Origin of the sequence: Robertkochia solimangrovi, assembly GCF_007279655.1 — a bacterium.
In the GTDB taxonomy this organism is placed as follows: Bacteria; Bacteroidota; Bacteroidia; order Flavobacteriales; family Flavobacteriaceae; genus Robertkochia; species Robertkochia solimangrovi.
Window position 1 is genome coordinate 184,641 of sequence record NZ_QKWN01000010.1, and the last position, 17,729, is coordinate 202,369.

Below are 17,729 nucleotides of genomic sequence, written 5' to 3' on the forward strand. Positions count from 1 at the left end.
ATAACTAGTAACTATCAACTATTTAACTATACCGTTTAACTGAAAATATAAAAAATGAAAAAGACTTTATTGAGTTTGTTCGTCTTTGTCGGATTGGTATCCTGTCAACAGGAAGAAGTAAATACTGTGACGGCAACGTCTCCTGATGGACTAAACGCAGTTACTTTTGAACTTATCGATGGTAAGCCAGTCTATAGCGTAACACACGGAGACAAATCAGTGATCAAACCCTCGGCATTAGGATTTGTATTTCAGGACCATGATTCATTGTATTCAGGATTGGAAGTCGAAGATATTGTAGAAACCGAGGTTGATGATGAATGGGAGCAGGTATGGGGTGAAAAACAATTTATAACCGATCATTACAAGCAACTGGAAGTGGCACTTAAAGAAAAGAAAGCCCCCTACAGAACTGTAAAATTACAATTCAGAGCCTTTAATGATGGCGTTGCCTTTCGCTACCTGTACCCGGGAAATGGCTCCAAAGACAGTTTAAAGATCATGGATGAACTGACTACTTTCGATCTCGGATCAGACGGACAAGCCTGGTGGATCCCTGCTTATCAGGACAATCGTTATGAATATCTGTTCACAAAAAGTGCGATTAGTACACTGGACACAGTTCACACCCCTTTAACCATCGAAAGTGATAACGGCCTCTACGTAAGTTTTCATGAAGCAAGGCTTATCGATTTTGCAAGCATGACACTTGCCCATACCACAGGAACAACGCTAAAGGCTGATCTTGTACCGTGGGCTGATGGTGTAAAAGTAAAGACCAACGGTAGTTTCACAACTCCCTGGCGAACGATTCAGATAGGTGAGAAACCAGGCGACCTTATCACTTCGTATATGATCCTGAATCTCAATGACCCTAATGAGCTGGAAGATACAAGCTGGATCAAACCTCATAAATACCTGGGGATTTGGTGGGGAATGCATATCGGAAAATATTCCTTTTGGGAAAGTCCGATCCAGGGCGCCACTACCAGTAATTCTTTTAAATACATCGATTATTGTAAAGAACTCGGAATCGATCATCTGCTTATCGAAGGTTGGAACAAGGGTTGGACACCTCAGTGGTATGAAAATCATATGCATATGTTCAGTTTTACTGAGAATGCCGATAATTTCGATCTTAAAAAAGTAACCGATTATGCTCGTGAAAACGGGGTTAGCATCATTGGATATCATGAAACCGGTTCCAACATTATCAATTACCGCAAGCAGATAAATGCCGGAATGCAATTATACCATGATTATGGTATTCATGACGTGAAAATCGGACAGGTTGGTTCCCGAATGAACATGAAAGAATGGCATCATGGCCAGTTCGGAGTTGCATATTACAGGGAAGTTTTAAAAACCGCGGCTCAGTATCAACTCACTGTCAACTTTCACGAACCCATCAAAGATACAGGAGAGCGCAGAACCTTTCCAAATATGATGGCGAGAGAAGGCGCCCGTGGTCAGGAATATAATGCGTGGAGTGAAGGTAACCCACCCTCTCATACCGTTATACTTCCGTTTACGAGAATGCTGGCAGGGCCTATGGACTTTACCCCCGGGGTGCTGGATGTTGAAATTAAACAAGGATATGCAGGAAGAGACGTTCATACCACCGCAGCCAAACAACTGGCTCTATATGTGGTCCTCTACTCTCCTATCCAAATGCTTGCGGATCTCCCTGAGAATTACGTTGGAAATCCTGCCTTTAAATTCCTTCAGGATGTCCCAACCGATTGGTACGACACCAAAGTACTGAATGCCGAGATCGGAGCATACATCACCACCGTCAGAAAGGATCGCCATAGTGAAGACTGGTATCTAGGAAGCATCACTAATGAGCAGGAACGTACTCTGGAAGTTCCGCTGGATTTTCTTGAGGAAGGATCGGTTTATGAAGCGCAGCTCTATGCCGATGCAGCGGGTACCGGTTATGAGACCAATCCTACTGCTGTAACCATAAGCACCAAAGAGGTTACTTCTAAAGATTCCTTAACGCTGAACCTTGGAAAAAGCGGCGGCACTGCTATACGATTTGCTAAAAAATAAGAATCAATGTGCAGGTATATTTACATATTCATTCTATTGATCACTTTTCCGTCGGTGGCTCAGGAACGAAAATTTCCGTTTCAGGATCCATCAATTGCAATAGAGGAGCGCATCAATAACCTGTTATCCCTGATGACCCTCGATGAAAAGGTGGCTGCCTTAAGTACCGATCCTTCAGTTCCAAGATTAGGAGTAACCGGCACAAAACATGTGGAAGGCCTTCATGGACTTGCACTTGGTGGACCTGCACAATGGGGAGGGAAAAATAAAGATCCGCTTCCGACCACCACCTTCCCTCAGGCTTATGGTCTTGGAGAAACCTGGGATCGGGAGCTCCTCCAACAAGTGGCTGCTATCGAAGGTATTGAAACACGATTTGCTTTTCAAAAATATGGAAGAGGCGGCTTAGTGGTACGTGCACCTAATGCTGATCTGGGAAGAGATCCGAGATGGGGCCGTACCGAGGAATGCTACGGGGAAGACCCTTTCCTCACCGGTTCTCTGACGGTTGCTTTCATCAAAGGCCTGCAGGGAGACGATCCGTTTTACTGGCAAACCGCTGCACTTATGAAGCATTTTCTTGCCAATAGCAATGAAGATGGTCGCACCTATACTTCTTCAGATTTCAATGAACGCTTATGGCACGAATACTATGCGGCTCCTTTCCGTATGGGCATCCTCGAAGGAGGTTCGAGAGCTTATATGGCTGCTTATAATAAGGTAAATGGTATACCGGCAATGGTACACCCCATGCTTAAAGAGATCACGGTTGAGCAATGGGGACAGAACGGAATCATCTGTACCGATGGAGGAGCTTATCGACTGTTGATCTCCGATCATCACTATTACCCTGACAAATATTTAGGAGCTGCGGCTACGATTAAAGCAGGTATCAATCAATTTCTTGATGACCACACTGAAGGAATCTACGGCGCTATTGCGAACGGGTATTTGACCGAAAAAGATATTGACGACGTATTGAAAGGTGTTTACAGGGTTATGATCCATCTGGGAATGCTTGATCCCGCTGATAATAATCCGTATGCAACGATCGGTAAACAGGGAGAAACCGATCTCTGGGAAACTGAGATGCACAAAAAAACCGCATTACTGGCTTCTCAAAAATCGATCGTTCTTCTGAAGAATGATCCTCAGAATTCGCTCCTCCCGCTGCAAAAGGAAAAAATTAAATCCATTGCCATCATCGGTAAAAGAGCAGATAATGTTTTAGAAGACTGGTATAGTGGAACTCCACCCTATATGATATCTCCTTTGGAAGGTATAAAAAATCAAGCCGGAGCAAAAATTAAAGTCACCTATGTTCCGTACAATGCCGATGGCAAAGCGGTTGCAGCCGCCAGGAATGCGGATGTCGCTATTGTTATCACCGGAAACCATCCGACTTGCGATGCAGGATGGGCGGATTGTCCGTTACCGGATGAAGGTAAAGAATCGGTAGACCGTCAATCACTGGACCTGCCTGAAGAAAACCTCATAAAACTGATATCAAAAGCCAATCCCAATACCGTTGTGGTACTTATCTCCAGCTTTCCTTATTCGATAAACTGGACTGCTGATCACATCCCAGCCATCCTTCATATGGCTAACAACGGACAGGAAACCGGTAATGCGCTGGCCTCCGTACTTTTCGGCACATACAACCCAGCCGGAAGACTCACTCAAACCTGGGTGAGATCGATCACGGATCTGCCAGACCTCATGGATTATGACATCACCCACGGAAGGACATACAGGTACTTTAAAGGTGACCCCTTGTTCGCTTTCGGACATGGACTGAGTTACACCTCGTTTGCATACACCACAGCTGAACTCATTAAGACACGATACAAGGCTGATGAGGACATCGAACTAACTGTAAAAATCACCAATACAGGAGATCGCGATGGTGAAGAAGTTATCCAGCTCTACGCATCTTTTCCCGAATCATCAGTCGTTCGTCCGTTAAAACAATTGATCGCTTTCGACCGAACCCATATTGAAAAGGGGAGCTCCCGATCCGTCACACTGAAAATACCGGCAAAAAGACTGGCCTTCTGGGATGGTAAGCGATTTAAAGTAGAAAAAGGTAAGGTTTTATTATCCCTCGGACCGGCTTCCGATAAATTATTACAAACACTTCAAATAACTATAATCTAACGAACATGAAAAGAAATGTATTACTAATAACAGGCCTCACTGCCTTGCTTCCAATACTGAATTCCTGTAAGGAAGATGGAAAGCAACCGATCGCTGAAGTAGTTTCTCAGGAGATAAAGATCCAACCCACCGAATTTTCAACCAAATATGATGCTGAGATCGATAAGATCATCGCGCAAATGACACCGGAAGAAAAGATTGGAATGTTACACGGAAACAGCATGTTCACCACAACCGGTGTTGAAAGACTCCATATTCCGGAATTAAAAATGGGCGACGGACCATTGGGTGTTCGGGAAGAATTGGAAAGAGATACCTGGACACCGCTGGGACTGGATAATGATTTTGCGACTTTCTTCCCTGCCGGCGGTGGTTTATCGGCAACCTGGAATCCGGAGATGGCAGCACTTTTCGGTAAGAGTATCGGTGCAGAAGCCCGAGCAAGAGGAAAAGATATTCTTCTTGCCCCTGCCATCAATATCATCAGAACCCCTGTTGGTGGAAGAACCTTTGAGTATTTTTCTGAGGATCCTTTCCTGAATGCTATGATCGCTGTTCCATACACCACGGGAGTTCAGAGTCAGGATGTAGGTGTTTGTATCAAACATTATGCGGTGAATAATCAGGAGACCAATCGCGGAACAGTTGATGTTTTACTGGATGAACGTACGTTACGGGAAATTTATCTTCCCGCTTTCAAAGCTACCATAGATGCCGGAGCCTATTCGGTTATGGGAGCCTATAACAAGCTCAGAGGTCATTACCTGTGCGAAAATGAATATATGTTACAGGATATTCTTAAAGGTGAATGGGGTTTTAAAGGAATTGTTATCAGCGACTGGGCTGCGGTTCACAGCTCTGTAAAATCTGTTGAAAATGGCCTGGATATCGAAATGGGTTCAAACCTTGCTTTCGATGATTTCTATCTGGCGAATCCACTACTCGATTCACTCAAAGCAGGTAAGATCGATGAAAAAACTATCGACGGAAGTGTCAAACGAATCATGCGTGTTATGTTCAACTTAAAGCGTATGGGAGATACCCTTTCGCGTAAAAAAGGTGGACTGAATACACCGGAACATATCGAAAATGCCTATAAGATCGCTTCAGAATCCATCGTACTTTTAAAAAACACCGAAAATCTGTTACCCCTCAGCACCGACAACCTCCAAAGTATTGCGGTGATCGGAGATAACGCTGAACGAAAGTTCGCTTCAGGTGGATTCGGAGCAGGTGTTAAAACAAAATCGGAAGTTTCCGCGATGGAAGGATTAAAGAACAGACTTCCTGAAAATATTACTATCAATTATGCACAGGGTTATAAAGAAAGTTATGATGATAACCAGACCAACATGAGCTATGGAAGAAAATTAAGTTACGAAGCTGATGAAGCGATGATCGCCGAAGCGGTTGAGGCTGCCACTAAATCAGATGTTGCAGTGATCTTTGCCGGTTCTAACCGCTCTGTAGAATCAGAGGCTGCTGACAGAGAGACGTTGCAATTACCATTCGGTCAGGAAAAATTGATCGCAGCCGTAAAAAATGCGAATCCTAAAACCATTGTAGTGATCATTGCTGGCGGTCCTTTTGATCTTCGTAAAGTCGAACAATCAACCTCTGCATTGATCTGGTCCTGGTTCAATGGATCCGAAGGAGGAAATGCTCTGGCTGATGTAATTCTTGGAAATATAAATCCTTCTGGCAAATTGCCATGGACACTGCCTAAAGAATTAAAAGACTCACCTGCTCATGCCACTAATAGTTTTCCAGGTGATGAATCGGTAACTTACAAAGAAGGTATCCTCGTTGGATACCGATGGTTTGACACCCAAAAAATCGAACCTTTATATCCTTTCGGATACGGACTTTCCTATACCGATTTTCAGTACAATCAGGTAAACACGGATATGGACACTTATGACAAAAATGCCACTATCCATGTTAATGTAAAGATCAGTAACAGTGGAAGTATAGACGGAAAAGAAACCGTTCAACTCTATGTTTCTCAACCGGGATCAAACGTTGATAAAGCATTTCAGGAGCTAAAAGCTTTCAATAAAGTTGCTATAAAGGCGGGTGAGACCCTGAATGTACCGTTAAGCTTCAAAGCCAGTGACCTCGCTTATTATGATGAATCGAAATCAGCATGGGTGGTCGAACCAGGTACCTACACCCTAAGAATCGGATCTTCATCCAGAGATATACGCGGCGAACAAACCATAAGCATTAAATAATTTACCATGAAATTACACTTTTTAGATCGGAGTGATCTCCTTAATAAATCAGTTACGGTACATCATAATTGCTATTCAAATTTTTTAAAGGTTTGGCATTATCATGAACAACTGGAACTCGTATATATTCTAAAAAGTACCGGAACAAGGTTTGTGGGAGATAATATTGAAAAATTTCAGGAAGGAGAGATCATTCTCCTCGGTAGAAATGTACCCCATATGTGGTTAAATGATAAGATCTATTTTAAGGAAGATTCGAAATTAAAAGCAGAAGCCATCGCTGTCCATTTCCGTGAAGAATTTCTTGGGGAAGATTTTTTCCATACTCCCGAAATGAAACCGCTACGGCAATTGCTGGATCGTGCCAGAAGAGGTTTACGTTTTAACGGGAATCTGGATCGAATACGGTCAGAAATCGTGCTTTTGAATGATATGGATGATTTCAATCGGGTGATCAAAACACTGGAGATTCTTAACCTTCTCGCGCAGGAAGACGATGTCATCGAACTATCCAGTACTGGTTTTCTAAGTTCTTTTATGAAGACTGAGAATGAAGTATTAAGCCGGGTTTATTCTTATATGTTCAAAAATTTTAAAAATCCAATATCACTGAATGAAATGGCTGAAGTCGCGCATATGAACCCTTCCGCATTCAGTAGATATTTCAAGAAAATGAGTCGCAAGACCTTTTCCAGGTATCTGAATGAAATTCGAATAGGATATGCCTGTAAGCTCTTACTCGAACAACGTTATAATATTACAGACATATGCTATGAATCAGGGTTTAACAACCTTTCAAACTTTAACAGACAATTTAAATCGATAACCAGCCATTCCCCAACGGAGTATATCAAAGATTATACGCAGGTAAAACAACTCAGTTAACTTATGAACCACAAGATCAAAATAACGGATATTGAGGTTAAGGATGTAAGATTCCCTACCAGTAAATACCTCATCGGATCGGATGCCATGAACCCTGATCCCGACTATTCAGCAGCTTACGTCATCTTAAAAACAAATCACCCAGCTAAACTTGAAGGACATGGTTTGACCTTTACCATCGGTAGAGGTAATGAACTCTGTGTTAAAGCGATTGAATCACTTTCCTACCTCATTAAAGGAAAAGAACTGGAAAGCTTCACTCAGGACATGGGAGCTTTCTGGCGTATGATAACAGGTGATAGTCAGTTTCGTTGGCTGGGACCTGACAAGGGTATTATCCATTTGGCTACCGGCGCCCTGGTCAATGCCGTGTGGGATCTCTATGCTAAAGCAGAAGGTAAACCCTTATGGCGTCTGATCTCAGATATGAGCCCTGAAGAATTTCTGAGTTGCATCGATTTCAAATATATCAACGATGCGGTCTCTCCGGAGGAAGCCTTAACGATGCTCAAAGCGATGGAAGCCGGGAAAAACGAAAGGATCACTATTCTGGAAAACGAAGGGTATGCCGGTTATACCACCTCAGCAGGATGGTTGGGATATACTGATGATAAGATCAGAAAATTATGTAAAGAAGCCGTACAAGACGGTTGGAAACATATAAAAATGAAAGTTGGCTCAGACCTCGGGGATGATGTTAGGCGTGCCGCAATAATACGCGAAGAGATCGGAATGGATCTGAAACTCATGATGGATGCCAATCAAAAATGGGATGTTGAAGAAGCGATCGAAAATATGAAAGTTCTTTCGCAGTTCCAACCCTGGTGGATCGAAGAACCTACCAGCCCGGATGATATCCTGGGGCATGCCCGGATCGCAAAGGAAATTACTCCAGTAGTAGTGGCCACCGGTGAACATTGCCAAAACCGTATTATCTTTAAGCAACTGTTCCAGAGCAATGGTCTCGGCATCTGCCAGATCGATAGTTGTCGTGTTGGCGGTGTCAATGAGGTACTCGCAATCTTACTGATGGCCCGTAAATTCAACATCCCGGTTTGTCCTCATGCCGGGGGTGTCGGACTTTGTGAATATGTTCAACACCTATCGATGATTGATTTTGTAGCTATCAGCGGTTCAAAAGAAGGCAGGGTAATCGAATATGTAGATCATCTGCACGAACATTTTATCGAACCGGTCGTGATACGAAATGGTGCTTACATGCCCCCGAAATTACCCGGATACAGCATAACCATGAAACCGGAATCCTTAAATGAGTATAGTTTTCCGGATGGAGCTTACTGGAAGAACGAAATGGATGAAAACACTAAAAAAATGTCCGTATAATGGGGAAGCCTAAATTTAGTCTTGAAAATAAAACTGCGATCGTAACTGGCGGCGCCAGTGGCATCGGAGAGGCGATATCATTGAATTTCGCCAGACAGGGTGCACGCGTGATCATTTTGGAACGAAATCGTGAAGCAGGCAAGAAGATCATGGCTCAGGCCGATTCTGAAGGACTGAACATTCAGCTTGAACTGTGTGATGTATCCGACAGTGAACAGGTGAACGAAGTGATCGCAGATATTGCAAACGATTACCGTATCGATATCCTCGTTAATAATGCCGGGATCGCGCATGTAGGAAATGTGGAAAACACCACTCCAGAAGATTTGGATAAACTTTATAATGTAAATATCAAGGGCGTGTATAATTGTCTCTATGCGGTAATCCCTTATATGAGATCACGGAATTACGGCGTGGTGATCAACATGGCCTCCATAGCATCAACGGTTGCTGTAGCAGACCGTTTTGCCTACTCCATGACCAAAGGTGCCGTTCTGGCGATGACCTATTCCATCGCCAAGGATTATATCGGTGATGGTATTCGGTGTAATGCCATATCCCCGGCCAGGATCCATACGCCTTTCGTAGACGGATTTATAAAAGCTAACTATCCGGGTAAGGAAAAAGAAATGTTCAAAAAGCTTGCAGCTACACAGCCGATCGGACGCATGGGTATGCCTCAGGAAGTTGCCGATCTGGCACTCTTTCTGGCTTCAGATGAAGCCTCCTTCATCACTGGAACGGAATTTCCCATCGATGGCGGATTTATTAAATTAAACGGTTAAAAAATACAATAAATGAAACTCATACGATTCGGAAATCCCGAAAACGAAAAACCCGGTTTACAGCTGGAAAACGGTAAAAGAATAGATGTCAGTACATTCACTTCAGATTACGATGAACAGTTCTTTGCTGCTGACGGAATTAAAAAATTGAAAAATTGGTTGACCGAAAACCTTACATCCTGTCCTGAAATACCTGAAAACACCCGACTGGGATGTCCGGTGAAAAGACCATCCAAATTAATCTGTGTAGGTCTTAACTATGCCAAACATGCTGAAGAAAGCGGAATGGCCATACCAAAAGAACCCGTGCTTTTCTTTAAAGCCACCTCTGCTATTGTCGGCCCCGATGATGACCTGATCATTCCTAAAGGAAGTACCAAAACTGACTGGGAGGTGGAATTGGCGATCGTTATCGGAAAAAAAGCCAGCTATATAAATGAAGAAGAGGCATTAGATCATATAGCGGGCTATGTATTGCATAATGATTATAGTGAACGTGCCTTTCAATTGGAACGGGAAGGACAATGGGTTAAAGGTAAAAGTTGTGATACGTTTGCACCGATAGGGCCTTTTATGGCAACCAGCGAGGAAATTCCCAACCCGAACAATCTGGAACTATGGCTAAAATTGAACGGGGAGATTAAACAAAAAAGCAACACCTCAGATTTTGTCTTTAATGTACAGGAAGTTGTTAGCTACATCAGTCAGTTCATGACCCTCCTACCGGGAGATATCATCTCTACAGGAACACCTTTTGGAGTGGGAATGGGACTTAAACCTCAACGTTATCTGGTTTCAGGTGACGTGGTTGAACTCGGTATTGAAGGACTGGGAGAATCCCGTCAAAAAGTAAGAGCCTACGGAGAATGATCATTGACGCCCATCAGCATTTCTGGAACTATGATCCTATCCGGGATTCCTGGATCGATGATTCTATGTCGGTATTACGTCAGGACTTCTCTCCGGAAGCTGCCCGGAAACTTTTGCGTGCAAAGGGTATCTCCGGTTGTGTAGCCATACAGGCAGATCAATCGGAAGAAGAAACGCGTTTCCTGCTGACTCAGGCAGAACGATACGATGTGATCAAAGGAGTTGTTGGATGGGTTGATCTGCGAGGCTCCAAGGTGGAAGAACGTCTGGAATATTACAAGATGAATTCATTTTTTTGTGGCGTACGCCATATAGTACAGGCAGAACCTGTCGGATTCATGGAGGATAAAAATTTCAGGAACGGAATCTCTAAACTTCAGGATCTCCAACTCACGTATGATATTTTGATCTATCCTCAACAATTAACAGAAACACTCTCGCTGGTAAGAGCCTTCCCCGAGCTAAAATTCGTCATAGACCATATCGCAAAACCCGATATTAAAAATATTCAGATCACTGATTGGAAACAGGCAATCAAGGAAATCGCTGGTTTTGATAATGTTTACTGTAAAATCTCGGGAATGGTTACGGAAGCTGGAGATGATCTCAGAGAAACCGTATTCTCCCCTTATCTCGATGTCGTGACAGAAGCCTTTGGATGTTCCCGGCTTATGTTTGGCTCCGATTGGCCGGTATGTCTTTTAAAAACAGATTATAATCACGTTTTCGAATTAATCGATAACTACTACACTGACTTCTCTCAATTTGAACGAGCACAGATCTTCGGGCAGAATGCTATTGAATTCTATGATCTTTCAGTATGAGAAATCATAAAAAAACCTTGAAATGTAGTTCGACATTCGACCTGACCGATTTAAAACATTGAATTATTTCTATGAAATTAAAACTTAAAAGCATAGCAATACTGATCATCTTTTTGATCACCTCCTGCAATAAGGAAATTGCAGACACCTATGAAGACCGCATTTGGTATACCGCTCCGGCTTCTGAATGGAATGATGCCCTTCCGGTAGGTAATGGCCGTTTGGGTGCCATGGTCTTTGGAATTCCAGGGCTGGAGCGAATTCAGTTGAATGAAGATTCCATGTGGCCCGGAGGCCCAGAATGGGGTAATTCAAAAGGAACCCCGGAGGATCTCACATTATTGAGAAATCTTATGAATGCGGGCGACCTCGAACTGGCCGACAGTCTTATCGTAGAAAAATTCTCCAATAAATGGGTAACTCGCTCCCATCAGACCATGGGAGATCTTTGGATACAATATCCCGAAGGAGAAGTTACCGATTACCGGAGATCTCTTAATCTTGACAGGGCACTCGTCATTTCTGAATATAAACTCGATGGTTTCCAAACGAGTCAGCATGTTTTCGCAAGTGCTCCCGATGATGCATTAGTCATTTCCATAGCTTCAGAAAATCCTGAAGGCATCTCCATAGAATTACAGCTTAGTCGTCCTGATGATAAAGGTCATCCAACCGTGAAAGTACATGCGGATGAAAACGGAAGTATTATCATGGATGGTATGGTTACCCAATTTGGAGGACAACTCAACTCCACTCCTGCCCCACTGGATCACGGAGTAGCCTTTCAAACGGTACTTAAGATCAATGGCCTCGATGGAAAATATGAGGTAAAAGGCAATAATCTTATCCTGTCCGGAGTAAAAAAACTTTCATTGGTACTGGTCTGCAATACCTCCTTTTATACACCGGATTTCAAATCGAGAACCGAAGGGCAGATCGCTAAACTTGACAAACTTTCTTTGGAAAAACTTTATCGCAATCATTTAAAGGATTACAGCAGTTTGTATAATCGCGTGAATCTGGATCTCGGTGGACAGGATTTAGATTCCATACCAACAGACCAACGGCTTGCTCAAATAAAAAATGGTAAACTTGATCCCGACTTTATCGCAAAATTATTTCAATACGGGAGATATCTGCTGATCTCCAGCTCCAGACCCGGTACCAATCCCGCAAACTTGCAAGGAATTTGGAATGAACATATCGAAGCTCCCTGGAATGCCGATTACCATTTGAATATCAACCTTCAGATGAATTACTGGCCTGCCGAGGTGACCAACCTTAGTGAACTTCACATGCCGCTTTTCGATCTTTCCGATCGACTTATAGAGCGTGGCAAAGTTCTGGCGAAAGAACAGTACAACATGAACGGTGCGATTGCCCACCATACAACAGATCTTTGGGTTGCACCCTGGATGCAGGCAGCACGTTCACAATGGGGATCCTGGATTCATGGCGGACCATGGCTTGCGCAGCATTACTGGGAACATTTTCGTTTTACCAAAGACACTACATTCCTAAAGGATCGTGCCCTACCGGCCTTTAGTGCCTATGCAGCGTTTTATTGTGACTGGCTCGTCGAAGATCCTTTAACTCATGAATATTATGCCACCCCAGATACATCTCCGGAAAACGAATATCTTACCGCTCGGGGTAACCCGGTGGCAGTGGCAAATGGAACTGCAATGGGACATCAGATCATAGCCGAGATTTTCGATAATTATCTGGCTACTACCGATATTTTGAATATTGAAAATGATCTGACAAATGAAGTTCGTGAAAAACGCAAACGACTACGTCCAGGTATTCGAATAGGTAGTGATGGCAGAATCCTGGAATGGGACCAGGAATATCCTGAGCCGGAAAAAGGACATCGTCATATCTCCCACCTTTACGGATTATACCCGGGAGATGATATCAGCATCGATCAAAAAGACCTTTTTAATGCAGCTGAAAAAACCATTCATTTCCGGCTGGACAACGGCGGTGCAGGCCCTGGATGGAGTCGTGCATGGATCATAAATTTCTTTGCAAGATTACAGGATAAACCCGCGGTTGCTGAAAACATACAACTTTTTCTGCAACGCTCTATCTTTAGTAATATGCTGGATATTCATCCCCCTTTTCAGATCGATGGAAATTTCGGATTCACAGCAGGAATCGCTGAAATGCTACTACAATCACATGACGGATTTCTTCGCATCTTACCCGCTTTACCCGAAAATCTTCCGCAGGGAAGCATTTCAGGTCTTAAAGCACGAGGAAATATCACCGTTGACATCGCCTGGGCAGATAACAAATTAACAAGTTTGATACTGCTTAGCGAATCGCATCAATCGATCAGTATCAAATATGGAAATACTGTGAAAAAGATCGAACTTGAAAAGAATAAACCATTAACTTTCAATGGACAACTGGAAACAAACTAACTAAAATGGATCTTAATTTAACAGATAAGGTTGTTATTATAACGGGAGGAACCAAAGGGATTGGCGAAGCAATTACCCGAGGTGTCGTTGCGGAAGGTGGAATTCCTGTGTTTATAGGACGTGGGGCTGAAAGTGGCAATGAACTTGAAAATGTATTCAGATCCGAATCGAAGAGAGCCCTGTTCATCCAGGGCGACCTTAGTGATTCAACTACTTGTAAAACCATAGTAAACCGGGTAATCAAAACTTTTGGCAAGATCGACATCCTGATTAATAATGCCGGGAAGAATGACGGTATCGGCTTGGAATCCGGAGGACCTGAAGCATTTAGAAATTCGCTGGAAACAAATCTGGGTCATTATTATGATATGGCGCATTATTGTCTTCCTCATTTAAAGAAAACCAAAGGAAACATCGTAAATATTAGCTCAAAGACTGCAGTTACTGGTCAGGGAAATACTTCCGGATACGCTGCCGCCAAGGGAGCTCAATTGGCGTTAACACGCGAATGGGCCGTAGAACTACTACCCTTCGGAATCAGGGTAAATGCGGTAATTCCCGCTGAGGTTATGACACCACTTTATCAGTCCTGGTTAAAAACATTTGCAGATCCGGAAGAAAAATTGAATCAGATCATCGCTCGTATTCCTTTAGAAAAAAGAATGACCACCAAAGAAGAAATTGCTGATTCCGTTCTGTTTCTTATCTCTGATCGCGCTTCACATATAACCGGACAACAGATCTATGTCGATGGTGGATATACGCATCTCGATCGCTCCATTACCTGATCAAAACACCAAACTACAAACGAACACTATGCCAACTAAAATACTTTCTAAACAAATACTACTGCCCTTTTGTATTGTCACAATACTTTTCGCTTTATGGGGGTTTGCAAATGCTGTCACCGATCCTATGGTTTCAGCCTTCAAAAAGGTACTGGAATTAAACAATTTCCAAGCTTCACTTGTACAATTGGCCTTCTACGGTGGTTATTTCACCATGGCGCTTCCAGCCGCATACCTTATGAGAAAGTATTCCTATAAGGCGGGTATTCTGGTCGGATTGGTTTTATATGCCTCCGGGGCAATACTCTTTTACCCCGCTGCAGCCATAGAAAGCTATCCCTTTTTCCTGGCAGCATTATACATTCTAACTTTTGGATTGGCTTTCCTTGAAACTTCGGCGAATCCCTATATTCTGGCGATGGGCGATCCTGAAACCGCAACACGCCGTCTGAATCTGGCACAATCCTTCAACCCAGTGGGGCTTATTACCGGACTCTTTGTTGCTCAGAACTTTGTTTTAAGTCGTTTGCAATCGGATGATATCACCGATTTTAAAGCCCTTGACCCCGGGATCAGAGAGCAGATCAGAACATCTGACCTCGAAGTGATCAGGAATCCATATGTGATACTCGGACTGGTATTGATCATCATGATCGCGCTTATTAAAAGTAGTAAGATGCCTGAAGTAAAACATGAACACGAACATATCGATATCATGAGTTCCATCAAGAGGATCTTCAGGATAAAGCGATTTCGAGAGGGAGTGATCGCACAATTGTTTTATGTAGGAGCCCAGATCATGTGCTGGACTTATATCTATCACTATGCAGAACAGATCGGCATCCCCAATGAAAATGCCATTAATTATGCCTATGTCGCCTTCGGACTCTTTCTCGGTGGGCGGTTTATATGCACCTGGTTTTTAAAATATGTTAAATCGGCAACTTTACTGGCGTTACTTTCCATAACTGCCATACTCCTCTGTATAGGTACCATATTTATTTACGGTATTTACGGGCTGTATTGCCTGGTTGGAATTTCTTTCTGTATGTCACTGATGTTCCCTACGATCTACGGTATTGCTCTGGAGGGGCTCGGAGAAGATGCCAAATTCGCTTCCGCCTTTCTGGTAATGGCAATCGTGGGCGGAGCTATCATGCCTATGTTTCAGGGTATCATACTGGATATAGGAGGTAGCGGTTTTGATGATCACCGCATACTCGGGGTTCCGGAAGTTAATTTTTCGTTTATCCTCCCGATGATCAGTTTCATAGTGATTACCATGTACGCTGTTCGCAATAATCAATAAATGCTCGAAAAAAAATAACGACACTAGTGGTACTAATGTTACCAGTGTCGTTATTATCACAAATGAAATTAGTTTATTTTAGTGCTGAAAGGAGAAGCCGGAAGATCCAGACTATTATACAGATTAGCCTTCGATGGATTATTCGCCCAAGCATATCTAACATGAACCGGTGAAGTTACTTCCGGAGTACTGACAATGACTTTATCACCTTTTAATTTGGCTGTGGCCGGATAGAATACCCCGTCTGCACCCGCAAGATCAAAACTGAAGATTTCATCCGTAGCTCCTTTAGCTTTTAGTCCTTTTCCGGTATGATCGAATGTCAGGATCACCTGGTCATTATCTTGTACAACCGATTTTAAAACCGGACCTGAATATTCTATATCCTCTCCGAGATAGATCTTTCTGGCCGGAAGAGAAAGTCTGTACCCGACATCCTGTTTGTTCTTAGGATGTATATCATCAGCCTCTCCTAGATCGATGATCACCGCTTCGCCCGTGTAAGGAAGTTTCAGTGTTTGCGATTGCGCCTCTCTTAACAATGCCCAGTTACTTTCTTCAGGACCCGTTTTCGGCGTCATGAAATTAGCAAGCTGAACCCATAGAAATGGTAGATCATCCTGATTCCAGTCCTTACGCCATTGTTGGATCATATCTGGAAAAAGTTCTTTATAAGCCACTGCATCGGCTTCGTTATCTGCATTTGATTCCCCCTGATACCATATCACTCCAGCTAAAGGAAAATTCAAAATAGGATGAATCATTTTATTATAAAGAAGTGTTGCTATTTGATTATATGCGGGTTGCGGAGGAGTGATCTTACCAATCCTGAATTTCCAGGTACCTGCAAGACTATGAGTACCCGAAGCTGTTTTAAGATAGAGACCTTCAGCTCCTCCATGAATTCCTCCACCTCCACCCGTATCTTCCACACGGATAGTGATCACATTCTTTCCAGCTTTTAGAATACCGGATTTAACCGGATATACACGATCTGACTCATAGGATTGTTCGGTTGAACCTACCAATACCCCATTGACCCAGGTATAATCGGTATCATCCACTTTTCCAGCGCCAAGTTCTGCAACCTGCTGAGCCTCCTCGGGAGTAAGCTCAATGGTCTTCCTGTACCAGGCAAAACCGTCAAGAGCATTAAAACCCTGCGACTCCCATAACCCGGGAGCCTGGATATCAGCCCAACTGCTTTCGTCGAGATCAACAGTGTTCCAAAGTGGCTTAATCCCTTTCATTCCCATATCCTTGTCGGAAATGTCCAGTTCCCTGAACTTTTTACGGTACTCGTTGATACTGGTCTCAAATTGTCTGGCACTTTTAACTTCCTGTTCTTTCAGGTAAGCTTTAAGATTTTCGATGTCCAGTGTCTCCATACTCATCCAGGGTTCGATCCTGCTGCCTCCCCAACTACTGTTTAGGAGTCCGATCGCCACATTACCGTTATAGGGTAGTAAATTCCTGGCAAAATAATAACCAACAGCCGTAAACATACCTGTATTCTCCGGATTACTTACCTGCCATTCACCTCCTGCCAATTCACTTTCCTCCGCAGTTGAATAGGTAAGCGGTACCTTAAAGTGACGTATTAGAGGATTTTCCGCATTGCTGATCTCTTCTTCTGCATTATTGGCGTTCACCACCAGCCATTCCATATTAGATTGACCTGAACAAAGCCAAACATCTCCCACCATTATATCTTCCAATGCAATTTCTTCAGTTCCGGAAGAAATGGCCATTTCGAAAGGCCCGCCCGCTGTCATCTCGGGAAAAGTAACCATCCAGCCTCCTTCCTTATCGGTGATGACGGTTTCAGTGACGTTGTTGAAAGTTACCGATACTTCAGCACCGGGGCTATTCCATCCCCATACATTTACTGGTTTTTCCCGTTGGATCACCATATGATCTGTAAATAGTTTAGAAGTACGTAATTGCGAGAATCCAAATAATGGCAAGAGCCATGCAAGAATTCCCAGAAGTCGAATTTTATTGTAGTATTTCAAAGTAGTGTTTATTATGGATTAATGTCTTTGTATT

12 protein-coding genes are annotated in these 17,729 nt (G+C 43.2%); 11 read left to right on the forward strand and 1 reads right to left on the reverse strand.

The features are described 5' to 3' along the window. The first annotated feature begins 54 nt into the window (after positions 1–54). The 11 genes from DMZ48_RS14690 (at position 55) to fucP (ending at position 15,680) form a co-directional block, all read left to right on the forward strand. Positions 55–2,055: a glycoside hydrolase family 97 protein gene (locus DMZ48_RS14690; protein WP_143955915.1), complete on the forward strand. Its 2,001-nt coding sequence runs from the start codon at positions 55–57 to the stop codon at positions 2,053–2,055. A 6-nt stretch (positions 2,056–2,061) separates the two neighbouring features. After that, positions 2,062–4,212, forward strand: coding sequence for a glycoside hydrolase family 3 C-terminal domain-containing protein (locus DMZ48_RS14695; protein WP_143955916.1), 2,151 nt, complete (start codon positions 2,062–2,064; stop codon positions 4,210–4,212). A 5-nt stretch (positions 4,213–4,217) separates the two neighbouring features. Next, a complete protein-coding gene (locus DMZ48_RS14700) occupies positions 4,218–6,446 on the forward strand; it encodes a beta-glucosidase family protein (RefSeq protein WP_143955917.1) in 2,229 nt (742 codons plus the stop codon). Between the two features lie 6 nt (positions 6,447–6,452). After that, positions 6,453–7,331, forward strand: coding sequence for an AraC family transcriptional regulator (locus tag DMZ48_RS14705; protein ID WP_143955918.1), 879 nt, complete (start codon positions 6,453–6,455; stop codon positions 7,329–7,331). Positions 7,332–7,334: 3 nt separating this feature from the next. Next, positions 7,335–8,675, forward strand: a complete 1,341-nt coding sequence (locus DMZ48_RS14710; protein WP_143955919.1) for an L-fuconate dehydratase — start codon at positions 7,335–7,337, stop codon at positions 8,673–8,675. After that, positions 8,675–9,460, forward strand: a complete 786-nt coding sequence (locus DMZ48_RS14715) for an SDR family NAD(P)-dependent oxidoreductase (protein WP_143955920.1) — start codon at positions 8,675–8,677, stop codon at positions 9,458–9,460. Before DMZ48_RS14710 ends, DMZ48_RS14715 begins: the two co-directional genes overlap by 1 nt. A gap of 12 nt (positions 9,461–9,472) precedes the next feature. Next, complete coding sequence (locus DMZ48_RS14720) at positions 9,473–10,330, forward strand: fumarylacetoacetate hydrolase family protein (protein ID WP_143955921.1); 858 nt, start codon at positions 9,473–9,475, stop codon at positions 10,328–10,330. Beyond that, positions 10,327–11,154 carry an amidohydrolase family protein gene (locus DMZ48_RS14725; RefSeq protein ID WP_143955922.1) on the forward strand — a complete coding sequence of 276 codons (828 nt, stop codon included), beginning with the start codon at positions 10,327–10,329 and terminating at the stop codon, positions 11,152–11,154. Before DMZ48_RS14720 ends, DMZ48_RS14725 begins: the two co-directional genes overlap by 4 nt. A 71-nt stretch (positions 11,155–11,225) precedes the next feature. Beyond that, a complete protein-coding gene (locus DMZ48_RS14730; protein WP_143955923.1) occupies positions 11,226–13,583 on the forward strand; it encodes a glycoside hydrolase family 95 protein in 2,358 nt (785 codons plus the stop codon). Positions 13,584–13,588: 5 nt separating this feature from the next. Next, positions 13,589–14,371, forward strand: coding sequence for an L-fucose dehydrogenase (locus DMZ48_RS14735; protein ID WP_143955924.1), 783 nt, complete (start codon positions 13,589–13,591; stop codon positions 14,369–14,371). A 28-nt stretch (positions 14,372–14,399) separates the two neighbouring features. Beyond that, the gene (gene fucP / locus DMZ48_RS14740) at positions 14,400–15,680 is read left to right on the forward strand and encodes an L-fucose:H+ symporter permease (RefSeq protein ID WP_143955925.1); all 1,281 of its coding nucleotides are present in this window, start codon (positions 14,400–14,402) and stop codon (positions 15,678–15,680) included. Positions 15,681–15,748: 68 nt separating this feature from the next. Here the strand turns inward: fucP and DMZ48_RS14745 are convergent, their stop codons facing one another. After that, entirely contained in the window at positions 15,749–17,695 is a 1,947-nt protein-coding gene (locus tag DMZ48_RS14745) for a sialate O-acetylesterase (protein WP_143955926.1), read from the reverse strand. Positions 17,696–17,729 lie beyond the last annotated feature (34 nt).